Annotated in this window: 18 protein-coding genes; 12 read left to right on the top strand and 6 right to left on the bottom strand. The window is 46.3% G+C overall.

From position 1 onward, the window contains the following. The first annotated feature begins 575 nt into the window (after positions 1-575). From clpB to VNM22_05875, 7 genes are all read left to right on the top strand, one after another. Positions 576-3,167: an ATP-dependent chaperone ClpB gene (gene clpB, locus VNM22_05905; protein HWP46677.1), complete on the top strand. Its 2,592-nt coding sequence runs from the start codon at positions 576-578 to the stop codon at positions 3,165-3,167. A gap of 337 nt (positions 3,168-3,504) precedes the next feature. Next, entirely contained in the window at positions 3,505-4,008 is a 504-nt protein-coding gene (locus tag VNM22_05900; GenBank protein ID HWP46676.1) for a CYCXC family (seleno)protein, read from the top strand. A 7-nt stretch (positions 4,009-4,015) separates the two neighbouring features. Continuing rightward, complete coding sequence (gene ccsA, locus VNM22_05895) at positions 4,016-4,846, top strand: cytochrome c biogenesis protein CcsA (protein HWP46675.1); 831 nt, start codon at positions 4,016-4,018, stop codon at positions 4,844-4,846. Positions 4,847-4,868: 22 nt separating this feature from the next. After that, positions 4,869-6,140 carry a glutamyl-tRNA reductase gene (gene hemA / locus VNM22_05890; protein ID HWP46674.1) on the top strand — a complete coding sequence of 424 codons (1,272 nt, stop codon included), beginning with the start codon at positions 4,869-4,871 and terminating at the stop codon, positions 6,138-6,140. Between the two features lie 95 nt (positions 6,141-6,235). Then, positions 6,236-7,549 (top strand): glutamate-1-semialdehyde 2,1-aminomutase, encoded by a 1,314-nt coding sequence (gene hemL / locus VNM22_05885; protein ID HWP46673.1) that lies wholly within the window; start codon positions 6,236-6,238, stop codon positions 7,547-7,549. Between the two features lie 18 nt (positions 7,550-7,567). Next, complete coding sequence (locus tag VNM22_05880; GenBank protein ID HWP46672.1) at positions 7,568-8,956, top strand: amidohydrolase; 1,389 nt, start codon at positions 7,568-7,570, stop codon at positions 8,954-8,956. 38 nt (positions 8,957-8,994) lie between these two features. Beyond that, positions 8,995-11,097 carry an EAL domain-containing protein gene (locus VNM22_05875; protein HWP46671.1) on the top strand — a complete coding sequence of 701 codons (2,103 nt, stop codon included), beginning with the start codon at positions 8,995-8,997 and terminating at the stop codon, positions 11,095-11,097. Between the two features lie 45 nt (positions 11,098-11,142). Here the strand turns inward: VNM22_05875 and VNM22_05870 are convergent, their stop codons facing one another. Both VNM22_05870 and VNM22_05865 read right to left on the bottom strand, forming a co-directional pair. Then, positions 11,143-12,330: a mandelate racemase/muconate lactonizing enzyme family protein gene (locus tag VNM22_05870; protein ID HWP46670.1), complete on the bottom strand. Its 1,188-nt coding sequence runs from the start codon at positions 12,328-12,330 to the stop codon at positions 11,143-11,145. Between the two features lie 348 nt (positions 12,331-12,678). Next, entirely contained in the window at positions 12,679-14,019 is a 1,341-nt protein-coding gene (locus tag VNM22_05865; protein HWP46669.1) for a cytochrome P450, read from the bottom strand. 336 nt (positions 14,020-14,355) lie between these two features. On the opposite strand from VNM22_05865, the gene VNM22_05860 reads away from it, so the two are divergent. Further along, positions 14,356-15,303: a proline dehydrogenase family protein gene (locus VNM22_05860; GenBank protein HWP46668.1), complete on the top strand. Its 948-nt coding sequence runs from the start codon at positions 14,356-14,358 to the stop codon at positions 15,301-15,303. A gap of 27 nt (positions 15,304-15,330) precedes the next feature. Further along, positions 15,331-15,474 (top strand): hypothetical protein, encoded by a 144-nt coding sequence (locus VNM22_05855; protein HWP46667.1) that lies wholly within the window; start codon positions 15,331-15,333, stop codon positions 15,472-15,474. On the opposite strand, the gene VNM22_05850 is transcribed toward VNM22_05855, so the two are convergent. From VNM22_05850 to VNM22_05835, 4 genes are all read right to left on the bottom strand, one after another. Next, the gene (locus tag VNM22_05850) at positions 15,462-16,250 is read right to left on the bottom strand and encodes an SDR family oxidoreductase (GenBank protein HWP46666.1); all 789 of its coding nucleotides are present in this window, start codon (positions 16,248-16,250) and stop codon (positions 15,462-15,464) included. The two genes, VNM22_05855 and VNM22_05850, sit on opposite strands and share 13 nt — an antisense overlap. Before the next feature lie 4 nt (positions 16,251-16,254). Then, complete coding sequence (locus tag VNM22_05845) at positions 16,255-16,785, bottom strand: thioredoxin family protein (protein ID HWP46665.1); 531 nt, start codon at positions 16,783-16,785, stop codon at positions 16,255-16,257. A 632-nt stretch (positions 16,786-17,417) separates the two neighbouring features. Continuing rightward, positions 17,418-20,051: a pitrilysin family protein gene (locus tag VNM22_05840; GenBank protein HWP46664.1), complete on the bottom strand. Its 2,634-nt coding sequence runs from the start codon at positions 20,049-20,051 to the stop codon at positions 17,418-17,420. Positions 20,052-20,136: 85 nt separating this feature from the next. Beyond that, entirely contained in the window at positions 20,137-21,024 is an 888-nt protein-coding gene (locus tag VNM22_05835; GenBank protein HWP46663.1) for an LD-carboxypeptidase, read from the bottom strand. A gap of 151 nt (positions 21,025-21,175) precedes the next feature. Between VNM22_05835 and VNM22_05830 the strand changes: the two genes are divergently transcribed. The 3 genes from VNM22_05830 to VNM22_05820 all read left to right on the top strand — a co-directional run bounded on the left by VNM22_05830 (position 21,176) and on the right by VNM22_05820 (position 25,941). After that, a complete protein-coding gene (locus VNM22_05830; GenBank protein HWP46662.1) occupies positions 21,176-22,444 on the top strand; it encodes an ATP-grasp domain-containing protein in 1,269 nt (422 codons plus the stop codon). Between the two features lie 47 nt (positions 22,445-22,491). Continuing rightward, on the top strand, positions 22,492-23,412 hold the full coding sequence (locus VNM22_05825) for a succinate--CoA ligase subunit alpha (protein HWP46661.1): 921 nt from the start codon (positions 22,492-22,494) through the stop codon (positions 23,410-23,412). 141 nt (positions 23,413-23,553) lie between these two features. Next, positions 23,554-25,941 (top strand): adenylate/guanylate cyclase domain-containing protein, encoded by a 2,388-nt coding sequence (locus VNM22_05820; GenBank protein ID HWP46660.1) that lies wholly within the window; start codon positions 23,554-23,556, stop codon positions 25,939-25,941. The last annotated feature ends 15 nt before the right edge of the window (positions 25,942-25,956 follow it).

Genomic DNA, 25,956 nt, shown 5'->3' with positions numbered 1-25,956 from the left:
TGGTTGAGTAGCGAAATGCATTGAATCTCCTTCGTGAGGGCAAGCTCCCTCTTTTTGCAAGGTGGGTCAACCGGGACGGTTGACCTACTAACCGTTTTGAACCCATCCTCCCAAATCGAAAAATGTGGGTAAAGATAAGCTCCCTTGAGGGGGAATTGGGAGGTGCTCAGACAGAAAAAAGTGACACCTGCTAAATTATTGCAGTTACCTCCTTTCGGGGGATTAAATTTAACAGGCCGACTTTATGAAGTAAAATAGAATTTACGACATCGGAGCAGAATCTGTTTTTTACCGAAGGAAAATCGGGCCTGTAAAAATATTATCAAATACCTTGATAAAGATACACTCAAATTTTATATTATTTTTAGATTAGACAGGAGAACTCCTCGGATAAGGGGACCTGACGGATCTTCTTATGGATTTCTATCATTGGATGTTTAAAAGGTAATTTTATAGCTATCTTAGGAAGTTCCGTAAAAGATTATACGTTGTTTGAAACAATTTACGATAGATGAGGCAAGAGAGCGAAGGAAGGGTTTTCCTCATACTCGTTTCATCGGTCGTAAATAAAACTCATGCGTTTTGATAAATTTACTGTAAAAGCTCAAGAAGCAGTTCAGCAAGCCCAAATCCTTGCCGAGAAGTATCAGCATCAGACGATTGACGTCGAACATCTGTTGTTGGCACTCCTCGAACAATCGGAAGGGGTCGTACTTCCCATCCTCCAGAAACTAGGAGCAAACCCTCAACTGATTGCAGAACGGTTAAAGGATCATCTCAACAAAGTTCCTAAAGTCTACGGTGGAGAAGTAGGGGCTTATATCGCCCCGCGGTTAAAACAGGTTTTTGATACTGCGGCCGAGGAAGCAAATCGACTCAAAGACGAATACATCAGCACCGAACATTTGCTGATTGCCATCACTGCCGAGAAACAAGGCGCTGCCGGAACTTTGTTACGGGATCAGGGAGTTACCCGAGATAACATCTTTAAAGCCCTTGTCAGTATTCGGGGGTCACAGCGGGTCACCGATCCAAACCCGGAGGAAAAGTATCAGGCCCTGGCCCGTTATGGAAGAGACTTAACCGAACTGGCCCGGAAAGGAAAATTAGATCCCGTGATCGGTCGAGACGATGAGATTCGTCGGGTGATTCAGGTTCTTTCGCGACGTACCAAAAATAACCCCGTTCTGATTGGAGAGCCCGGAGTAGGTAAAACGGCTATTGTAGAAGGATTAGCCCAGCGTATCGTCAGTGGAGATGTTCCGGAAAGTTTGAAGGACAAGCGTCTGATAGCTCTGGATTTGGGGGCTATGATCGCCGGGACGAAGTATCGGGGTGAGTTTGAAGATCGGTTAAAAGCCCTTCTGAAAGAAATCACCGAAGCTGAAGGCTCTATTGTTCTCTTCATCGATGAACTCCATACCCTGGTGGGAGCTGGAGCGGCTCAGGGAGCTGTGGATGCTTCCAACATGTTAAAACCGGCCCTGGCCCGTGGAGAACTCCGGTGTATAGGCGCCACAACCCTGGATGAATATCGGAAGTATATCGAGAAAGATGCCGCCCTGGAACGACGCTTCCAGCCTGTTTTTGTAGGCGAACCCAGTGTAGAAGATACCATTGCGATCCTCCGAGGGCTCAAAGAACGGTATGAGGTCCATCACGGGGTCCGGATCACCGATTCGGCCCTGGTAGCCGCAGCAACCTTATCCCATCGGTATATCACCGATCGGTTCCTTCCCGACAAGGCCATCGATCTCATCGACGAAGCGGCATCCCGCTTAAAAATCGAAATTGATAGTCTTCCCACAGAGATCGATGAGGTTCAGCGGAGGATTATGCAGCATGAAATCGAGCGGGAAGCCTTGAAGAAAGAAAAAGATAAATCTTCCTTAGAACGACTGGAGCGACTTAACCGGGAGATTGCCGAATTGAATGAGAAACTGGTGGAGATGAAGGCCCATTGGCAGAAGGAAAAAGAACATATCCAGAAGATCAGCCGGATCAATGAGCAAATCGAACAAACCAAAATGGAAATAGAGCAGGCTCAACGGCGTGGGGATTTAGGTAAAGCGGCAGAATTGAAATACGGAGTCCTGACCAATTTAGAGAAGGAATTGGCCGAAGAAACCCGACAGCTCAATGAACTCCAAAAGAAACAGAAAATGCTTAAAGAAGAAGTTGATGCCGAGGATATTGCCGAGGTCATTGCTAAATGGACGGGTATTCCGGTTTCCAAATTGATGGAAGGAGAGCGGGAAAAACTGGTTAAGATGGAGGAACGGTTGAAAAAACGGGTGGTAGGCCAGGAGGATGCCATCCGGGCTATTTCCAATGCCGTTCGTCGGGCCCGGGCAGGGCTTCAGGATCCCAATCGGCCTACGGGTTCGTTCATCTTCTTAGGCCCTACCGGAGTGGGTAAAACAGAACTTGCCCGGGCTCTGGCCGAATTCCTCTTTGATAATGAACAGGCCATGGTACGGATCGATATGTCCGAATTCATGGAGAAACACTCTGTGGCCCGTTTGATCGGAGCTCCTCCAGGTTATGTGGGCTATGAAGAAGGGGGTTACCTGACCGAAGCCGTTCGGAGACGACCTTATTCGGTCATCCTCTTTGATGAAATCGAGAAAGCCCACCCCGAGGTTTTCAATATTCTTTTACAGATCTTAGACGATGGCCGCTTGACCGATGGTCAGGGTCGTACGGTGGATTTTAAAAATACCGTCATCATTATGACCTCCAATATCGGAAGTCAGTGGATCCAGGATCTGGGAACTAAAGACTATGAGGAAATGAAACGTCGGGTGTTGGAAGCTCTGCGTGCACATTTTAAACCGGAGTTTCTTAACCGAATCGATGAGATCATCATCTTCCACGGATTGACTCGGGAGCACCTGAAGGCCATCATTGAGATCCAGGTCGAGAATCTCAAGAAACGCCTGGCAGAGAGAAAGATCGAAATTCAATTGACCGACAGGGCTAAAGAACTCTTAGCCGAAGTGGGTTATGATCCGACTTATGGAGCACGACCTCTAAAACGTGCCATTCAGAACCTTATCCAAAACCCCCTGGCTATGAAAGTTCTGGAAGGTACCTTCTCCGAAGGAGATAAAATCATAGTCGACGCAGACCCGACCCGAAGGGAAATGGTGTTCCGCAAGGCCTAATACCGGGATAGAATATCCATTCAGACGAAAGACCTCGAAGGTTTTTCAAAACCTTCGAGGTCTTTATTTTTTTTCAATGGCAGGTATCCCTCACCACCCCAACCCGACAATTCTTTTGCCGATCTTCTGGATTGTCCGAATCATTGAGAATGAAAAAAATAAAGATTCTTTCTCGAGATTTCTTGATTCCCGGCTGTAATATTTCAGTTGTTAAAATATTTCTTGCTTTGTTTGCAAGGCTTGTAATAAAATATTAACGAAATCTTTGGGACGCGATTAAAGCTTTTAAGGAACTTATAAGGTTGATGAGATAACCTCTAAGAAAGAGGATTTTTACATGGAGGAGAATACTCAAAATCCTGGGAAACCGAAAAAGAACTTCTTGGACCGGTTGGCTGCGAGCCGTTCTGCCGTGGTAGCGTTGATCTTTTTATTGATTTTGATTGTTGGCGTTGATATATATTTCCTTCTGGGGATGCGATTCCGGTCGGCTTCTGGTTTCAGGACCGAAAAACGGACCGGGTTTAGCCTGCCGGCCATACCTCGATCTCCTCGACCCAAGACCTTATCTCCGACTCTGTTTACCGATAAAACAGCTTTAGCTTATCAGATTGCCCAGGCAGATCCGGAGCTGGTCGAAAACCTGCCCTGTTATTGTGGATGTTATAGGACCCATCACCATCAGAATAATTTAGATTGTTATGTGGATACCCATTCTGCAGGTTGAGAGATCTGTCGGTCTATTACGCTGGAGGCGTATGAAATGAAGGGAAAAGGTTATTCCCTGGCCGCCATCAAAGAGGCTATCGATAAAAAATACGCCTTTTACTGGCCTTATTAACTCGCGTATGGATACCACTCACATCATAAACTTTTTTTTATTCGAGATTCTCTTAGTTATCTTCTTTTTGGCGACCCTGGGTTATCTTTCTTTTCTTGTTACGAAAAAGCCCTTTTTGGCCCGGCTTGCTACGGCATTGACGGTGGTAAGTTTTACGTTAGATACCATTACCATCTTATTTAAATTTACCATTATTCGGATCTCCCCTTTTTCCAATTCCAAAGAGACTCTCTTTCTTTTTATTTGGGCCACGATTCTGGTATTTTTGATTGTCGATCTTAAGTACCATATTCCCGTTTTGGGGGCTTTTGTTATTCCCATTGCTTTTATGCTGTTCATCTATGCCTATTCACTGCCGGAGGGGAAGACTTCACTCCCTGCCGTCCAGAGTTACTGGATCGGTCTTCATGCCGTGGTAGCCATTCTGGGTTATGCAGTTTTTGCCATTGCCTCCTGTGCGGCCGTCATGTATCTTATTCAGGAGCGACAGCTCAAGTCAAAAAAACCGGGGGCGCTTTATTATCGGCTTCCTTCTCTAGAAATTCTGGATAATTTAAGCTATCAAGCCTTGTTGATTGGATTCCCCTTGTTGACATTAGCCATTATCATTGGAGCCATTTGGGCCAAGTTTAGAGGTGTAAATCCCCTCAGCCGGGATCCGACGACTATTTTTGCCATTATTGTCTGGATTATTTATGCCATCCTTATCTATGCCCGAGTTACGGCAGGTTGGAGAGGAAGAAAGGCTTCTTATTTGACCATTCTGGGATTCTCTTACATTTTGATTACTTTCATGGCGATTTATTATTTTTCTGAGAGAAGATTACATCTTTTTTAAAACTTGAAACGTAAAATATAACATGAATATCATCGTTGTAGGACTTAATCACCGAACAGCTCCCGTAGAGATTCGGGAGAAATTGGCCTTCTTTGATAAAGAGCTGGAAAAGCCGCTCACCCAATTGCATCAGGCCAAGGGAATTCTGGAAAATTTTATTATTTCCACCTGTAACCGGGTAGAGATTTATTCGGTGGTTTCTTCTACAGAGGAAGGAATCAGAACGGTCAAAGAATTTCTTGCAACCTATCAGCAGGTAGAGAGGTCTGTTCTGGAAAAATATTTGTATGTTTATGAAGGAGATCAGGCGGTGGCCCACATTTTCCGGGTTGCTTCCAGTTTAGATTCCATGATCTTGGGAGAGCCTCAGATTCTAGGCCAAATGAAAGCAGCTTATAAAATAGCCTGTGAAAGTAATACCACCCGTTTTTTCTTACACACCCTGATGCATAAGGCTTTCAAAGTTGCTAAAGCCGTTCGCACAGAAACCGGGATTTCCAGGAATGCCGTTTCGGTTAGCTTTGCTGCCGTCGAATTAGCCAAAAAAATATTTGGAAGCCTCCAGGATAAGCAAGTCTTGATCATCGGAGCCGGTGAAATGGGTGAGCTGGCTGTACGCCATCTCATTTCAGAAGGGGTTCAAAGGGTTCTTGTAACCAATCGAACCTACGAGCGAGCAGTTGAGCTGGCTAAGGCTTTTCAAGGAACGGCTATTCCGTTTGATCGGATCTCAGAAGCTCTGATCACGATAGATATTGTCATCAGTTCTACGGGATCTCCCCATTATCTTTTAAAGTACGAGGATATCAAAGCACTTCTTTCATTGAGGAAGAATCGCCCCATGTTCTTGATTGATATTGCGGTACCTCGAAATCTGGACCCGGATATTAATCAACTGGATAATGTTTATCTCTACGACATCGATGACCTGCAGGCGGTGGTCGAAGCCAATATTCGAGAGCGGGCCAAAGAAGCTCAACGGGCTGAAGAGATTATCCAGCAAGAAGTTCTTCAATTTTCCAAATGGCTCAAAGCCCAGGACGCCGTTCCGACTATTAAAGCTTTACGGAAAAAGATTGAGACCATTAGCAGAACGGAACTGGAACGACGATTGCCGGAGCTGAAAAGTCTTTCCCAAAAAGATCTGGAAAAAATCCAAATTATGGTCAATCTCATTACCAATAAAATTCTCCACGACCCTTTGGTGGCTTTGAAAAAACTCTCTTACACCGATGAAGGTTCCGTCTATATTCAGGCAGTTCAAAAGTTGTTTAATTTAGAGGTTGAGGAGTGATAATTCATCCGTTGACCGTTGTCCATTGTTCATTACAAAGTCTTAATTCCGGCTTTAACCGTCTCTTTATAATGATTAAATGTTATGAACCATTTATGGACAATAGAGGACGGACAACGGACCATGAGCCGATGACCAAATCTGAAATATTATTTGCAGAGGCCCAAAAATATCTTCCCGGAGGCGTTAACAGTCCGGTAAGGGCTTTTAAGGCCGTTGGAGGAACCCCTCGATTTATTCAGCGGGCTCAGGGTTCCAAGATTTATGATGTAGACGGTAAGGAATATATCGATTATGTGGGATCCTGGGGGCCTATGATTTTAGGGCATGCTCATCCCCAGATCGTTTCGGCTTTAAAGGAAGCCTGTGAACGGGGAACCAGTTATGGAGCTCCCACAGAACTGGAAGTCACTCTGGCCCGGATGGTGACCCAGGCGTTTCCTTCCATGGAGCTGGTTCGTATGGTTAACTCTGGAACCGAAGCGACCATGAGTGCCATTCGGCTGGCTCGAGGATTTACAGGTCGGGATAAAATTATCAAGTTTGAGGCCTGTTATCACGGTCATTCCGATGGGTTACTGGTTAAGGCAGGGTCAGGAGTTTTAACCTTAGGGATCCCGGATAGCCCGGGAGTACCGGCAGACTATGCAAAACACACCCTGACCGTTCCCTATAACAATCTGGATGCGGTCAAACAGGTCATCGAGGCCAATCGGGGTGAGATCGCAGCCATTATTTTAGAACCTATTGCGGGAAATGTAGGAGTAATTCCACCGGCTAAGGGATTTTTAGAAGGTCTTCGAGAGTTAACTTTAGAACAGGGTATCGTCCTGATTTTTGATGAAGTCATTACAGGATTTCGGGTTGCCTGGGGGGGAGCCCAGGAGCTCTATGGAGTCCAGGCAGACCTGACCTGTTTGGGAAAGATTATTGGAGGAGGACTTCCGGTTGGGGCATATGGAGGGAAAAGGGAAATCATGGAAAAAGTAGCTCCCCTCGGTCCGGTTTATCAGGCAGGAACCCTCTCCGGGAATCCCCTGGCCATGACCGCCGGAATTGAAACCCTTAAGATTATTTCTCAACCCGGTTTTTATAAGGATCTGGAAGAAAAATCTGCCCGACTGGCCCAGGGTCTTCAAGAATGCGCAGCTAAGGCCGGAGTTCCTGTTTATACCACCCGGGTCGGCTCGATGATGTGCCTCTTTTTCACGGACACTCCGGTAACCAATTATGCGACAGCTAAAACTTCCGATACGAAAAGATATGCCAGGTATTTCGGATTGATGTTGGAACGTGGCATTTATTTTGCCCCTTCACAATTCGAAGCCGGTTTTGTCTCGGCAGCCCATACCGAGGAGGATATCGAGAAAACTCTTGCCGCTGCTGCAGAGGCTTTTGAGAAATTATAAAAACGGGAGTCCGATTCCATGCCTGCTAAAACTTTACTCATTGAAAATGGCCTGTTGGTAACGTTGGATACCGAAAGACGGATTATTCCAAATGGAAGTATTGCCATCGAGGGTAATAGAATAGTGGCTGTGGGAAAGTCCGAGGAAATTCGGCGGAAATTTCAAGCGGACCGGGTCCTGGATGCCAGGGAAAAGGTTATTCTTCCGGGATTTGTCGATGCCCATGTTCATCTCTCCGAGCATATTATCCGAGGCTTAGTTCCAGACGATGCCCCTCTTCATGCCTGGCTCCCGGAGTGGCTTTTTCCGGTTTATTCCATCTTAACTCCCGAAGAGGAATACTACTCCGCCATGCTTGCCTTTATCGAGATGATCCGGACTGGAACCACGACCTTCTGTGAGGCCGGAACCCTTTTTGATGTAGGAAGTGTGGTACAAGCGGCGGAAGATATTGGGATCCGAGGGATTGTGGGACGCTGGACCTGGGATTTACCCCAGGCTCCCCCTCGAATGAGGCAGACAACAGAAGAAGCTTTGAGACAAAATGAAGCTCTGTTATCTCAAATTAATCGTAACCGGAATCATCCCAATGGCCGTGAGGCCAGGATTTTAGCCTGGCCTATTATTCTGGGAATCGGAACCGTCTCCGATGAATTGATAAAGGGGGCTAAAAGCCTGGCAGATTCCTATGGAGTTGGCTTTAGCATGATGCATCTGGCCACAGATCCGGCTTCGGGCACCAAAGATACCGTTCCCGTTTCTCATTTGGAAGAATTAGGAGTTTTAGATAAAAATGTTAAACTCGTTCATATGGTTTATATCCAGGAGAGGGATCTGGAACTCCTCCGACAATACCAGGTGAGTGTAGTTCATTGTCCTACGGCTGCCTTGCGCCACATGAAGGGAATTACCCGACACGGCCGTTTCCCCGAAATGCTGGACAAAGGTATTTGTGTGGCCCTGGGAGGAGATAGTGGTAATGGTTCCAACCATTTTAATATGTGCCGCATGATGTACCTGGTGGCCACCCTCTATAAAGATAGTCGCATGGATGTTAATCAGATTCCGGCCGAAACCGCTCTGGAAATGGGCACTCTTCATGGAGCCAGGGCCTTGTTGATGCAAGATCAGGTTGGTTCTATCCAGGTGGGAAAAAAGGCCGACCTGGTTCTTTTTGATACCCGTCATATCGAATGGCAGCCCCTTCTTCACCCCATCAATAACCTGATTTATTCGGTAAGTGGACATAGTGTAGATACCGTGCTTATTGACGGAGAAATAGTTTTGGAAGGGGGAAAATTCACAAGAATCAAGGAAGAGGAGATCTATTCAAAGGTCGACCAGCTTGCCAAAAGGCTGGTACAAAGGTCCGGACTCCAGGTCAAGATGAAATGGAAGGAAGTATAAGGGTTGAGATTTTATAAGATAACTTTGAGGTTTAAAAAATGAACAGATTACTTCGGGTATTAGTGGTTGAGGATTCTGAGATTGACGTGGCCTTATTGATCCAAGAGCTCCAACGGGGAGGTTATGAACCTGATTTTGAGTGGGTAAATACGCCAGAAGCCATGGATATTGCGCTAAGTAAGTCGACCTGGGATGTAGTCATTGCCAATTGTTTTTTACCTGGATTGGATATTTCTAACACCTTAGCCCTTTTAAAGGAGAGGAAGCTTGATCTGCCTCTTATTGTTGTATCTGATGATACCCATGAGGATCAGGCCTTAGCCGTTATGAGAGTCGGAGCCCGGGATTATCTTAAAAAGAGTGAGCTGGCAAGGCTGGTTCCCGCTATTGAACGGGAGTTGCGGGTAGTTCATGAGCGTCATGTACAACGTAAGATAAAGCAGGCTCTTCGTGAAAACGAGAATCGCTTTCGTACCCTAATCGAGTACGTATCGGATATAGTTTCCATTCTGGATGCCAATGGAATCGTCAAGTATAAAAGTCCCTCCGTTGAACGTATCCTTGGCTATAAACCCGAAGAGTTGGTCGGAAAGAACTTTCTTGAGTATATCCATCCAGAGGATGTTTCACGCTTTTCAGTTGTTTTGAGGCAGGAACCCGGACAATCTGGTAGGGTTACAGGTATTGAGTTACGATGTCGGCATCGAAACGGTTTGTGGCGTTTTCTTGAAGCCACCTTTAACCATTTCCTCCAGGACCCGAATATAAAAGGGGTTGTCCTTACCCTCCGGGATATTACCGACCGTAAGCTGGATGAAGAAACGATCCGTCATCTAGCCTATTATGATGCTTTAACCGGGTTGCCTAACCGGACTCTATTCAATGATCGCCTGACCCAGGCATTAGCCCATGCCCATCGTACCCAGCAAGAATTAGCTGTTATGTCCCTGCATCTGAATCAATTCAAGACCATCAACGATACCTTGGGGTATGTCCTTGGCGATCGGCTCTTACGAGAAATTACCCAACGACTTACCCGTTGTCTGGGAGAAGGAGACACTTTGGCCCACCTGGGGAACGGTGAGTTTCTGTTGTTGCTTCCGGGAATCGGTCAGGTGCAGAACTTAGAAAAAATTTCCCAAAGAATCCTCAAAGTTATCGAGCCTCCCTTCAATCTTGATAATCATGAATTTCGTATTACGGTTAGCATGGGTGTAAGCTTTTATCCATCCGATGGAGAAACGGCAGAAGTTTTAATCAAAAATGCAGATGCTGCACTTCATCGCGCCAAGCTCCAGGGTAAAAATAATTACCAGCTTTATACGTCGACCATCCATGCCAAAGCCCTGGAACGGTTGGTCATGGAAAGTAGTTTACGCCGTGCATTGGAAAGAAACGAGCTTATTCTCTACTACCAGCCCCAGTTGAGTCTCCAGACAGGGCAGATCGTTGGGGCAGAAGCTCTGGTGCGCTGGCAGCATCCTACGCAAGGGCTCATCTCTCCGATGAAGTTTGTTCCATTGGCGGAAGAAACAGGATTGATCGTACCTCTGGGGGAGTGGGTCTTGCGTTCAACCTGTATCCAGGCCAAGACGTGGCAAAAAGCGGATCTCCGACCTGTACGTGTTGCCGTTAACCTCTCAGCTCGTCTTTTTAAGCAAAAAAATTTAGTCGAAAACATAGCCCGGATATTAGAAGAAACGGATCTTGATCCCCGTTATTTGGAACTGGAGCTGACGGAGAGTACCATCATGGAAAATGCCGAAGCAACTCTTACGAAGTTGCGGGAATTAAAAACCATGGGAATTCAGCTCTCCATCGATGATTTTGGTACCGGCTATTCTTCGCTTAGCTATTTAAGACGGTTTTCATTGGATACCTTGAAAATTGATCAGTCCTTCGTGCGGGATATTACTACAGATCCCGACGGGGCCATCATCGCCAGGTTGATTATTGATATTGCCCACAGCCTGAAACTAAGGGTAATAGCCGAAGGTGTGGAAACAGAAGAGCAATTGGCCTTCTTGCGAGCCCATCACTGTGATGAGATCCAGGGTTATTTTTTTAGCAAGCCTTTATCTGTGGCAGTGTTTACCCAGCTCCTTCGGGAAGGACGTCGATTGATTTTGGATAAAAACTAGGGAGGAAAGTGGGGAAATTCCCGCACTTCCCTATTCAGGTTGGTTTTATTTATCTACCCGATACTTTTCAACAACTTTTGGATTTAATTCTATTCCCAGGCCCGGTTTGTCAGATAGTACCACATGACCTTCTCTGTTTACATCTAGAGCATGATCCACGAGGTCTCCCATCAAAGGATGGGCCGGAAAGACCATTTCGGCAATGGTGGCATTGGGAATTGCTGCAAGATAGTGGAGGGACGCTGCCACGACCACGGCCGCTCCGTGGATATGAGGGGCTACAGGGAGATTCCAGGCACTGGCCAGGTGAGCGATTTTCATACATTCGGTGAGCCCTCCAGACCAGGCTATATCGGGCTGGACAAAGTGAACAGCTCCGGAGGTAATGTAATCTTTAAAACTGAAACGTCCATAGCTACAAGTTTCATATCCGGCTATGGCTATATCCAACGCAGAAGCCACCTTTGCACTTCCCTGGATGTCATCCGGGGAAACCGGTTCTTCAAACCAGTATAAATTATAAGGTTCCAATTTACGCCCCATTTGAATGGCCGTTGGGACATCCCAGGCCCCATTCGCATCAATCATCAGCAGGGTATCCTTTCCGATCGCCTCCCGAACGGCCCGGACACGCTCCAGGTCTTCTTCCAGGGTAACCTCAGCGACTCCCCGTGCAGGCATGACCCGCAAGGGATTAAATCCGACTTTTAGGCTCGAATTTCGACCTACCTTCATTTTGACTGCCTTAAATCCGTGCTTTACATAGCCCTCAACTTCCTGAACCAGCTCCTTAATTCCTTTCCCCTCGGCATAAAACCCCCCTGTTGCATAGGCCGGAACTATGTTGTTATAGCCACCCAGGAGCTTGTAAACGGGAAGTCCTGCAACTTTCCCTTTGATGTCCCACAACGCAATATCGATTCCACTCATGGCGGCAATAAGAAGACCCCCTCGAGCATGCTTATACGATCGCTGATGCATCTTCTCCCACAGATATTCTACCTGGAGCGGATCTTCCCCGAGAATGTGATACTTAAGCTCCTCTTCAATCACAACTTTCGTAGAAATAAGAGGCCCTCCAAAATGGGCCGCTTCACCGATTCCGGTTACCCCTTCGTCGGTTCGTACCTCTACCAACAGCGCAGGTTTTGTAGGCATGGCATAATTGGCATCATAAAGGGTTGTCGGTAAAGGATAGTTCAGGGGAATGGTTACAACATCTGTAATTTTCATTGATCTCTCCTTTTATTTGATAGGAAAATAGTTTTAATTTTAACTGTAAAGGGTATAAAACACAGACGTTTCGCCTGCATAAAACCAAAACGGTGAGGTTCTTTGGTCCTCGGGACCCTTTCTAAGTCTCTTATTCACTTCCTTATGTCTTGTCAACTAATTTCACGTGAAAATCACTTTAGGCTCTTCAGGTTTTAGGGTGGCCTGGAGGTCAAGGATGCAGACTAAACGTCCGGAAAACCTCTTGTTACGACAGGCGTCGGTTGGGACCTGGTTAGGAAGACAATAGATCCTTGTCCGTGGGCTCTCCTCTCCTGATATCTTTATAACGGCCTGGCGTGGGTGAGATCAGCGTTGCTCCAGCGTCATTTTCATCCCATACCTGGATCGCAACGTAATCAAAGGTTGAAGTACAACGGGATGACCCGGGACAAGCCGCATTTTCCATTTTTGGCCCAGGGTAGCCAGGAGCATAATTCCTTCCATCCAGGCAAAGGATTCTCCAATGCACTGTCGAGGTCCCGCTCCGAAAGGAAAATAGGAGAACTTGGGTCTTTCAGCTTGAGCTTCAGGGGTCCATCGTTCCGGGTCAAAAACAAAGGGGTCGGGGAAATAACGAGGATCGTGATGCATGACGTATTGGCTCATGAGAATGATGGAGTTAGCCGGAATGACATAGGGGCCCACCTCGTAATCATTGAGAACGAGACGACTGATCACCCAGGCAGGGGGATAAACACGCAAGGATTCAGAGAAAATCATCTCGGTATATTTCAACCGGGGAAGGTCCTCGACGGTGGGGGGCCGCCCTGCTAAAACGGTATCGAGTTCGGCATGGAACTTTGCCTCTACAGAGGGATGCTGGGAAAGTAAATACCAGGTCCAGGTCAATGCATTGGCCGTTGTTTCATGACCGGCTAAAAAAAGTGTCATAAGCTCATCACGCAACTGCAAGTCTGTCATACTTCCCCCGTCCCCTTCCGTATCTTGAGCCAGCAGTAGCATGGAGAGGAGGTCCCCCTGATCCCCTCCATGGGCCCGACGCTCACGGATAATTCCGTAGATAACCCTATCCAGGCATTCCCGTGCTTTGTAGAAACGACGATTGCTGGGGAGAGGAAGCTTGTTGATCAACTCCACAAAGGGGAGGGTAACCCGACTGAACAATTCAATAGCAATCGTCAAGGACTCCCGGATCTCTTGGGCTTCAGACTTAACATCGGCATTAAACAAGGCCTTTGCTACAATGGTCATGGTCAGGTCCATCATCTCCTGGGCTATGTCCAGGGTCATTCCATCCTGCCAGCGCTCCCGCATCCGCACCCCGTAATCGGTCATAATCCTGGCATAGGTTGCGATTCGCTGGCGATGAAAGGCTGGTTGGGCAAGTCGCCGCTGACGACGATGAAACTCACCTTCACTGGTTAAAAGACCCTCTCCTAACAGGTTCTTGGCTAATGCGAGCCTGGGACTTTTGGCAAAATTCCGATTGTGGGTAACCAGTACATCTTTGATATAATCCGGATGATTCAATAAAAAAACAGGTTGAGGTCCCATTTTAAAGTAAACAATATCCCCGTATTTACGGGCTGCTTCTAACAGAAACCCTGTCGGATCACGACGAAAAGCCAACAGGAGATTACCTGGAAATTTAGGTTTGGGACCTGGAGGGTAAGAGATAGTTTTCATAACCTTGACGTCCTGTTACCTGTGGGAAAGAACTTTGTCGCCCTTGCAAGAGGACGATGGTTCTTTAACCAGTAACAACTCAAAGGGTTTATGGTACCACGAAGCCGCGGATCCATTTTTAAGTCAACCCTTACAGATAGAGCTTAAGAATGAGGCAAACAGGATTTTTTCAGATGAAAAATATACCGCCGGCTTCTGTCTATATCATAAAATAAACGGCTTTTTGGGGGAAGATCAACTGCATAATAGAGGCCTTGTTACTTTGTACATGGAAGGAAATTTTGGTTAGCTGGCATAAGATATGCTAGATTAAGGGTAAGGAGGTCGAAGGATTTTATGATGTCAGGATTATCTCGAAAGTTTTTACATTACCTGGCCGGTAATGAAACAGTCCGTCAGATAATTACCAGCTATGGGATGACTCCGCAGTCTGGATTTGCCCGACGTTTTATTGCAGGAGAAACTCTGGAAGAAGCCCTCCAGGTGGTACGGGATCTGAACCAAAAGGGATTCCTGGCAACATTAGATGCTCTGGGAGAAAATGTTACACAGGAAGTCGAAGCCAGACAGGCGGCCATGCGTTATATCCAGATTCTGGAAAAAATTGACGAGGTGAAAGTCAACTCCAATATCTCTCTGAAGTTAACTCAGATGGGATTAGATATTGATTGGAAGTTATGTTGGGATAATTTAACGGCTATTCTGGATAAGGCCCGGGCTTATCAAAACTTTGTAAGGATCGATATGGAAAGTTCTGCCTATACCCAACGCACCTTGGATATGTACCGATTGCTCAGAGAGAAAGGGTATACCAACGTAGGAGTTGTTATTCAGGCCTATCTGTACCGAAGTGAAAAAGATATTAAAGATCTCATTGCCCTAAAAGCCAGGGTCCGACTCTGTAAAGGAGCTTATAGCGAGCCGGGTCATATTGCTTTTCAAGATAAGCGGGAGGTAGACAAGAACTACGTGCACTTAATGAAGATGCTCTTAACTGAGGGAAATTATCCGGCCATTGCAACCCACGATGAAGCCATTATTCAGATAGCCAAAGAATTTACAAAGGCGAATCGAATTTCTCCTGACCGATTTGAATTTCAGATGCTTTACGGAATTCGGCGTGATCTCCAAGAAAAACTGATAAAAGAAGGGTATAATCTTCGTATTTACATTCCCTTCGGCAAAGAATGGTTTCCCTATTTCATGAGAAGACTGGGTGAAAGACCTGCCAATGTGCAATTCCTGGTCACCAATATCTTGAGGGAGTTTGTGGGAGCCAAGTAAGCAGGAGAGGTGTGGGGGTATGGGAGTATGGGAGTGTGGGGTATGGGAGTATGGGAGTATGGGAGTGTGGGGGTATGGAAGTGTGGGAGTTCTCACTCCCACACCCCCACACTTTTCTCACTCCCACACTTCCATACCCCCATACCCCCACACTTCTTTCATCGGCGTTGAAGTACTTTTCGCATTCCCCAGTCCACCAGGCCTGGAAAAAGGGTATTCATAGCTAACAGGGCTTTAGCGGAGGTTGAAAGAACTACTTCCCGCTTGCCTTTGATGGAGGCTTCTACAATAGCTTCGGCGACGGCTTTTGAGCTCATCATACCGAGGCCTCTGGATTTATTGGGTATTTTACCGTCGGTACCCGAGTTTTCAAAAAAAGGGGTATCGGTAGAGGTGGGGCAGATCAAAATAACCTGAATTCCATAATCGGCTACTTCAGCGCGGAGGGATTCGGTCAAGCCTACCAGGGCAAATTTACTGGCGCAGTAGACTGCCAGGCCGGGGATTCCGCGTTTTCCGGCCACGGAGGCTACATTGATGATCTGCCCGGATTTCTGCCGGATCATGGCAGGAAGGACCGCCTGGGTACAGTGGATAACCCCCCAAAAATTTACGGCCATGACCTTTTCCATAGCCTCCAGAGGCATATCTACCAGGGTTCCAAAGTAACCGATTCCGGCATTATTCACCAGGATGTCTATACGACCCAACCGGGTCAGGACCGTATTAACGGCATCTTCCACAACCGCACGCCGGGTTACGTCTAAGGGAACAGGTAGAGCAAAACCTCCCTTCTGTTGGATAGTTGCTGCTACCTGCTGAAGCTTATCTTCGGAACGTGCGCAAAGAATCACCCGAGCTCCCCGCTCGGCCATTGCAATGGCCGTATCTTTTCCTATTCCAGAAGAAGCCCCGGTAATCAAAATAATTTTTTGATTGAGTTCCATGGGTTTACTTCCATTTAATGGTACATCCGGCTGGTTGTGTCTCGGCGATGGGAACCGGTTTTCCTGCCAATATGGCATCTAAAGCATCCCGGAGATAATGAGACGTAACCTTGGTGGGATCTTCATGATTGTCGTCAATCCGGCCATGATAGCGCAAAATTCTCTTTTCATCGAAAACAAAAACTTCAGGAGTCCGTTCTGCACCGTAAGCTCTGGCAACCGATTGATCCTCGTCGTACAAATAAGGGAAGTTGTATCCCTTTTCCTTGGCCCATTTTGCCGTGTTTTCAAAGCTGTCTTCGGGAAACTTAACCGGATCGTTGGAAGTAATACCGACCAGGGTTACACCTTTATCGGCATAATCCTTTTGAATCTGTAAAAAGCGGGGCTCCCAGGCTCTGACATAGGGGCAGTGTACACAAATAAACATCACCGTCACGATTTTTTTGTCCTTGAAAGAATCCAACGAATAGGTTTTATGATCAACTCCCAATAATTTGAAATCAGGCGCTTTATCTCCAATTTTTAAAGCCATGTCATCCTCCTCTTTTTTCTCCCCTCTTTTCCTTTTTGAGGTAAGGACCAGGGGTTTGGATTATTCTACCTAACAGAGATTCTAAAGCCTACTAATCCTAAATTAATAACATTGAAAACTCTGTCAAGCGCTTTTCCAGGGAAGGCTCAGGTACTGGCCTTCCATCCCTGAAAGCATAGGTTGCCCCCTACTCCTGTAACGCCAGGATAAGATAAGGTAGAAAAAGTTGATCTGTTACCCGAGGGCACAGCGCTCCACCCTCTAACCCCCTATGGGCCTGGATAAGCTGAAAAGCCCCATCAGAGGTGAACAGTTAGTAGTCCCCGATGCAAGTCGGGGGATTCAGAATTTTTTCAAGCTCCCCAGCCGTTAAACAGGTCGTCCCGCTGGGGCTAACCTTCTTATCCTGGTGCCTGGGTCCCCACTCTCTCTTTCCTTCCCCAAGAAGGGGGGTCGGAGGGGCGAGGCTCCAAAAACCTGCTTCAGAAAGGATGGAGAAGGAGAGAGGCAGAGGGGCGCACTCCCCGCTAAGCCTTATTCCGGCGTTTAGGCCTTCTACCTCTAAAGTTAACACCTGGCACGGAAATGGTCAGACCGGTTACATTTTTTGTAACCCGGTGATTTCCGAGGCCTTACTTATCCGTCTTAGGACCTGTAATGGTCAATACATAGTTGGTAAAGTAAGTATGGACTACCCGCTTGACCTCTTCTGGGGTAACGGCCCGGATTCGTTGGGCATAGTTATCATTAAAGTTATAACCCAGACCGGCCAGTTCATTGATAGCTGCCTCGCGGGCCTGATCTACATTGGTTTCCTGTTCCAGTCCATAGGCAATAATGGCTTCACTTTTAGCCCGTTCCAATTCCTCAGGATCTATGGGATCTTCTTTGATCTTTCGGATATTCTCCAGGATAATTTGAACGACTTCTTGGACTTTATCCGGTTGAGTAGCTGCATAAATGGCGAAAAATCCCGGCATGAAGCCGGCGAAGTTGTAGGCGTGAACAACATAAACCAATTGTTTACCCCGTAGTTCGGTATGGAGCCAGCCGCTGGGATATCCAATTCCCGAAATAATTGCATCGACCACCGTCATGGGGTCCCGATCCTTGGTATTTCGAATATCCATACCCCGATATCCAAGGTAAACCACTGCAACCGTTTTTTCTGTAGTTTTATGGGCTTCCCGGTTTTTATCCAGAGGGGGTTCCGGGGGCACCTCAGGAAATTTTAAAGATGGATTTTTCTCGAAGTTTGAAAACTCTCGTTTGACCGCCTCTTCCACATGATGTGGGTCGATATCCCCAAAAATGGCCAGGACCATGTTATTGGGGACACAAAATGTCCGATAAAACTCCTGAAGGTCTTGACGGGTAAGCCGACTGACCGTTTCTTCGGATCCAAGGGCTAAATAGCGATAGGGACTCTTTACAAAAAAGTTTTGCTTAAAAAAAGCTTCAGACTCAGACTCCCAGTTCTCATCAATTCGTTTGATATCAGCCAGAAGAATCTTTCGGAGTTTTTCCATTTCCTCCACAGGGAAAGAAGGATTTTGGATTATATCGGCCAATACTTCTAAAGCCGGATCAAAATCTGAACTCAAAATCAGGGCCGAAATTGAAAAAGTATTATTACCCGAACTCGCCTCGATACTTCCCCCTATAGAGTCAAAAAAGCTGGCAATATCCAATGCAGTTCGGGTCTTCGTTCCTTTTAACAGCATTTCAGCCATAAAATTCGAGATTCCGTTGTTTTTCTCATTTTCAACCAGCAAACCGCCTTTAAAATAAGCCTGCAAAGATATCAGTGGAACGCCGGGATTGCGCTTGATCAGCAAGGTCATTCCATTATCCAGTACTACCTTCTTAATGGGAGAGGACGTCGGTTTCTCTTGGGGTTTTTTCGAGGTTGCCGGCTCAGAGGGTTTAGCTTTGGGAACGACCATGGTAATACAGAGGTTATCGTCGAAAAAGTATTTGTTCATCACCCGGCGAATATCCTCTGCAGTTACTTTTTGGATGTTTTCTATATATTTCTGGCTAAAATTAGGGTCTAGAGCCCCGAGCATATTAATTCCCAGGTCCGTAGCCTGACCTTCAACGGTCTGCAAGCCGAAGATATAATCGCTGATCTTTTGTTTTTTTGCCTTTTGGAGTTCTGTTTCTGTGACCAACTCGGTTTTTAGTCGATAAAGCTCGGTCAAAATAGCATTTTGGGCTTCATCCAGATGGGTAGGGTCTAGGGAAATATTGATCATGAAGTTTCCAGGTCGATAATGAGGGGTATACGAGGCCGTAGAAAGAGAATAAACCAGTTGCTGTTCCCCCTTGATTTTTCTAACAAGTCGAGAACTTTCTCCGTGGGAGAGGATGAAATCTAACACGTCCAGGGGATACAGATCTGGATGGAGAAGATTAACCGTGCGAAAATCCATCCGAACCAGGGCTACCTGAACATCCATTTCTTTAACCATAAGCCGCTTACTGACCTGAGGAGGCTCCTCAGGAAGGGTAATTGGCGGGAGGGACCGTCTTTCAAAGTTCTGGAAGGCCTTCTTAATCTTTTCCAAAACCTCATCCTTATTAAAATCTCCCACGGCAACTACAATCATATTATCTGGCGAATACATCCTTTTGTAGTACTTAATGACATCGTCCCGGGTCAGTTTCTGAAGGATCTCCTTATATCCAATAATGGGATATTTCTCAGGATGAACCCGAAACATATTGGCCGATGCTAAATCGTAGAGGACACTTTCGGGATCATCTTCATCTTGTTCCAGCTCCCGCTGAACAACTCCCCATTCTCGGTTGAATTCATTCTCAGGGAATGTACTGTTTTGCATCCAATCGGCCATCAATTCGATGACGGTATCGAAATGATCGGGGGAAGTCGTAACAAAAAACGCAGTGTGATCTTTAGTAGTATAAGCGTTGGCGTTTCCACCGATAGAATCCAAAATCTGTCGGGTCTCCTCTTCGCTTCGGGTGGTTGTACTTCCGCCGGCGATAAGGTGTTCGAATAGATGGGAAATACCTGCCCCCAGATATTCTTGTTCGTAAATGCTTCCCGTGCGCACATAAATCCGCAGGGTAGCTACCGGAGCCGTATGGTTCTCTTTAAGGATGACGGTAAGCCCGTTATCCAACGTAATAGGAGTAACCGGTGTAAACTTAAGTAGCTCCTGGGCAAAGGAGTAGGGGGTTGAAACCAGTAAACAAGTAGCTATAAAAAATAATAAAAAGGGGGAGGTTTTATTTTTCATATAATTAAACCCGCTAAGACGCAAGGACCTAGGGGCCTTATACCGATTGTCCGATCTCTGCATCCTGTTCCTGACATCCTGGCGGTTAAACTACTCCAGACTCTAAAATAATTAATTGACCTCGATCGCCATCTACCCGAGCTTTCACTCCCATAGGGAGGGTTAAATTATCCCCGGAAGTGTGCCCGGAGGGGAATCCAAAGAGGGTAGGAACCTGGAGGTCCTGCAAAACTTCAGAGAGAACCTCTTCTAGAAGGAATCCTTCTTCAGCCGAAGGATGACAGCGTTTCATTTCTCCAAAGACAAGGGCGGCAACCCGTTGGAGTTTTCCGGCATTTTTCAAATGGGTCAACATGCGATCGATCCGGTAAGGAGGTTCATCAATATCTTCGAGAAATAAAATTTTATCCTGGAGGTCCGGTTCATAACAGGTTCCTAAACTATGAATGAGAATAGACAAACATCCCCCCAGGAGGATTCCTTCGGCACAACCCTTTCTTAAAATTTTAAGATTGGCAGAATCCATCTTCACCGGTTCAAAACCGGTTCCTTCAGAGGAAGTGAGAGCCCCAAGAAGGGAAGTTCTGGTCTTATCCGTGGGGGATTGGTATAAATCAATGGTAACCATAGGTCCATGGAAGGTAACCAGGGAGCATCTTTTATAGAAATAAAGGAGAAAAGAGGTAATGTCACTATATCCTACAAAAATTTTAGGATTCCGTTTGATGAGGTCTTCATCGATAAATGCTAAAGTCCTGGCGGAGCCGTATCCTCCCCGAGCACAAAAGATAGCTTGAATCTCCGGGTCTGCAAACGCTCGATTAACCTCTTCACCACGACGTCGGTCATCTCCGGCCAGATATCTAAAAGATTCCAAAATGGAGGGTTCATACTTGACCCGGAATCCCATCTCCTTCAGAACGCTCTCACCTTGCTCAAGACGTTCTCTGTCCACAGGACCGGCAGGGGCAATAATCCCAATGGTATCTCCTTCTTTGAGTGCTTTCGGCTTTAAAACTTTTGGATGGCCAATGACCGGAACCTCCCTTTAAAATAACCTGGGATAGGGCACAAAAATAAAATATCTTCGTATAAGAGTATAAGACCGAACCGGATAGAATGCAATGAACCGGATTTTGACATGTTTTCTATTTGACAAAACCGGAGGCGGTCATTATAAAAACGGTATGCGACTCCTTGAATATGAATCTAAAAAAATATTTCAGCATCACGGCATTCGAATTCCCAGAGGTGTTTTAATAACTTCCCCTGAAGAGATCCAAGAGGAAGGGGATTTGGTTTTAAAGGCTCAAATTCCATCTGGAGGAAGAGGTAAGGCGGGAGGGGTGATCTTTGCTTCTGGCCGGACCGAGGCAAAAAGTCTGGCCAACCGCCTATTGGGAAATGGGATACGGGGATACGAAGTACGTCAACTTTTAATCGAAGAAAAACTTCCCCTGGAACGGGAATACTACCTGGGAGTTACCTACGATACAACGGCTAAAACCCCCCTTGTTTTATTTAGCGTCGAAGGCGGAGTGGATATCGAAGAGCTTGCAAAGGTAGAACGAGAAAAAATTATCACCCGGGTTTTTAAATTGACCCGGGGTTTCCTGGAGCATCAAGCCCGAGAGGTGGTGGCTAAAGCCGGGATCAAAGGAAAGGAGCTTTTACAGGTTTCAGAAGTTTTATTCAAGCTGGTCGAAATATTCATCCGCTATGATGCCACCCTGGCCGAGATCAACCCCTTGGGTAGAACAAGCCAGGGGGAAGTGGTGGCTTTGGATGGTCATTTGGAAATTGAGGAGGATGCCCTTTACCGTCATCCGGAGTTGGAACGGGTCTTCGGAATTCCACGACGGGATACAGGAATCCGACAAGCCACAGAGTTTGAAAGGGAGGCGGCCAGAATCGATAGTCTGGATCACCGGGGGGTTGCCGGACGGATGATCGAGTTTGAGGGGGAATTGGGTCTTATTATCGGAGGGGGAGGGGCCAGTCTAACTGCCTTCGATGCTATCCGAAACCATGGAGGAAAGCCTGCCAATTATTGTGAGATCGGTGGCAATCCCAGCGTCCGAAAAGTCTGTGAGTTGACCAAGCTGATTCTTTCCAAGCCTGGAGTTAAACAGATAGCAGTTATCATGAACGTGGTGAGCAATACCCGGGTTGATCTGGTGGCCCGGGGTGTGATTAAAGGGGTTATAGAATCCGGCCGTCTCCCTTCTGAAGCCATTGCCGTTTTTAGAGTCCCAGGTTCTTGGGAAAGGGAAGGGTTTAAGATTCTCGAGAAATACGGCGTGCCTTACTGTGATCGAACTGTTTCTATTGATGAAGCGGCCCGGCGTGCGGTTATGAGAGTAAAAGAGGAAAAGTCAAAAGTAAAAGGGTAAAGTGGATTTTTACCCTTTCACCTTTGGCCTTTCGTCCCCTTGTAGGTATGATTCTAGCCGACGAAAATACCCGTCTGATTGTTCAAGGTATTACAGGGAGAGAAGCGGCTACCTTTACGAAGAACCTTTTGGATTATGGCTCGAAGGTGGTAGCCGGTGTGACTCCGGGTAAAGGAGGTCTTGAAGTCTACGGAGTACCCGTCTATGATACCGTCCAGGAAGCCCTGGAAAGGTCTGAACAAAGGGAAAATTTGAAGAGAACACAATTTGCCTCTATCATTTCTGTCCCTCCTTCGGTTGCCAAGAGTGCAGCCTTTGAAGCCTTGGATCATGATATTAAACTCCTGGTGATTGTAACCGAGCGGATTCCCCGAAGAGATGTAATTGAAATGGTAGAATATGCAGAGGAAAAGAGAGCCCGGATTATCGGACCCAACTCTTTAGGACTCATTTCCCCCCATCGAATCAAAATCGGCATGATTGGAGGACCTGCTGAAGATGTTCGAAAGGCTTATTCACCGGGGCCTATAGGGGTTATGTCTAGAAGTGGTGGGATGACCACCGAGATTGCAAATCTGCTTACCCTTCATGGGATCGGTCAGAGTACCTGCGTGAGTATCGGTGGGGACCCGGTGGTAGGATCTAACTTTCTGGATTTGCTCCCGTTATTTGAAAAAGACCCGGAAACCCGAGGAGTCGTTATCTTCTGCGAACCGGGCGGAACGGCCGAAGAAAGGTTAGCCGAGTACGTCCTCGAACATAGGGTTTCGCTGCCAATTGTGGCTTTTGTAGCCGGGCGTTTTGCCGATGAGATGCCGGGCGTTCGATTCGGACATGCTGCTGTAATCGTGGAAGGAACCAAAGGAAGTACTCGATCCAAGATTGAAAAGTTTAAGGAAGCCGGGATTCTCGTAGCAGAGCATCTCTCTGAGATTGTTCCTTTGGTAAGGAGTTTTTTAGATTCTTAAGGGAAGCTCCCGGAGAACCCGGGCTTCACAGAAGTAGCCCGTTTAGAGTAAAGCGTACCTTTCAACCTGTCTGCAGGCAGCAGGGTTCTACAGGGTTAAAGTTCAGGGGTCCTTAATTTATCTTTACCTGAACCTTTAGATATGGCGGATAAAACCGATAAATCTGGAAAAAAGAAAAGACAAAGTGGAGAAGGTCGACGTATGGGCTTTTTCATAAGTTTGATTTGGACCCTCCTTATATTACTCCTATATGTTTTGCCCAGGATAGAAGGTTCCTATTACCGGTTCTTGAGGTTGAATCTGCTGGATATCATTGAGGCCTATACCCTCAATTTCAGGTTTCAATTACGAGGTCCCCGAACGCCTACCAATCATATTCTCATTGTTGCCGTGGATGAAAAAACCCATGATCGATTAGGGAGGTGGCAATCTACCGGAAGAGCCTGGATTGCGGATTTTATTCATATCCTGACTCAGGGAGGTGCACGGATTATCGGATTCGATGTAAGTTTCTCGACCACCGGTGAAAATGCGGCCCTCCAGGCTATTCAATCCCTTAAAGCGGATTACCTTTCAAAGGCGGGAAGTAACCCGAATCTTGATTATTTAAAACATCTCCAGGAGTTAGAGATCAACCTCGACTACGATGCCAGACTGGAAGCGGCTCTCAAGAGTTTCGGTAACGCCATTTTAGGGACCTATTATCTCTCGGCAAACGATGCCCAACAGGTTACACTTGAGCAATCTGAAGCCAATCAGCAGCTTATGTCCCGTACCAGGTACGGAATCCTACGCTATCGCTCGGCTGTACGTCCTCCTCTAAAGCTTGAACGTGGAGTGGAAGTAGAGCTTAATATCCCCAGATTTTCCAGTGCAGCGAAAAGCTTCGGACATTTTAATGTATTTCCAGACGTGGATGGGAATCGTAGATGGGTCCCTTTGCTGATGGAGTATAAAGGAAATTATTATCCTTCTCTGGATTTAGAAGTAGCCCGCTTTGCTCTGGATCCTAACGCTTCACAGCCGATTATTTATATCCGTGAAACTACAGAGGGAAGGTATGGTGAAGTAGATAGTATTCTACTGAAAGATATTGTCATACCGGTAGATGAACAGGCACGGCTTCTGATCAATTATTACGGACCTGAAGGGATGTTTCATTACTACTCCCTGGCCGATGTCATTCTCTGTGAGCGTATTACCGGAAAACCCCTGGATGCACGTTGTGAAAAAGAAATTCGTCCTGAAGATGTGAAAGATAAAATTGTCCTGCTGGGATGGACCGGAGATATCAGCCAGGATTTACATCCTACCCCTTTTCAGGCCAAGTTTCCAGGGGTTGAGATCCATGCCACTGTTATTGAAAATATTCTTCAAAGGGATTTTCTAACCCGACCTGGAATCGCCATTGCTTGGGATGGTCTGGTTATTTTATGTGTGGGTTTCTTAATCGGTTTTCTCCTCCCCAGATTCAGGTTAGCACCCGGAATTGTCCTGACCCTGTTTTGTATAGCCCTTTTGGCCGGGTTCGTGTATGGGGCATTCATTTACTCAAAGGTTTGGTTAAACTTTACCTACCCTTTTCTATTAATAGTAATCAATTATACGAGTCTTACTTCGTATAAATACTTTTCAGAAGAGCGTCGTAAAAGGGAAATCCGAAACGCTTTTCAACACTATGTAGCCCCGGCGGTTGTGGATGAACTCCTGGAAGACGTTGAAAGGCTTAAATTGGGTGGTGAAAGGAAATATCTGACGGTTCTATTTTCAGATATTCGCGGATTTACTTCCCTGTCTGAGAGGTTGGATGCAGAAGAACTTGTTCATTTTCTCAACGAATATCTTACTCCTATGACCGATATTGTCATGAACTATAAAGGGACTCTGGATAAATACATGGGAGATGCTATCATGGCTTTTTTTGGAGCCCCCTTACCCCAGGAAGATCATGCCGTTCGTGCCTGTAAGACCGCCCTCGATATGATGACTAAATTAAGAGAAATGCGGATCCAATGGAAAGCCCAAGGATATCCGTTTCTGGATATTGGGATCGGCATCAATTCCGGTGAAGTGGTGGTAGGAAATATGGGTTCCCACAGTCGGTTCGATTATACCATCATTGGAGATCAGGTCAATTTAGCTTCTCGGCTGGAAGGGGTCAATAAACAGTATGGAACCAACATTATCCTGAGTGAGAATACCTATAAACTTATTAAAGGTCTTCCTTTTATTGTACGGGAATTAGATCGAATTACGGTCAAAGGAAAGATGGAACCCGTTACCATCTACGAATTAATCGGAGAGGGGATTCTCTCTGCAGAGGTCCAGGATTTCATCCAAACCTTTGAGGCCGGTTTGAAAGAATATCGAAGCCAGAACTGGGATCAGGCTATCTTCTGTTTTGAGAAGGCTTTAAAGATAAAAACGGAAGACAAAGCCTGTAAGCTTTTCCTGGAACGTTGTCAGAATTATAAGTTAAATCCACCGCCTCCCGATTGGGAAGGGGTCCATGAAATGAAAGAAAAATAACAAATTCGCTTTAAA

The sequence above is a fragment of the Candidatus Limnocylindrales bacterium genome (assembly GCA_035559535.1).
Lineage (GTDB): Bacteria > Moduliflexota > Moduliflexia > Moduliflexales > JAUQPW01 > JAUQPW01.
This window is presented reverse-complemented; position numbering and strand designations above follow the sequence as displayed.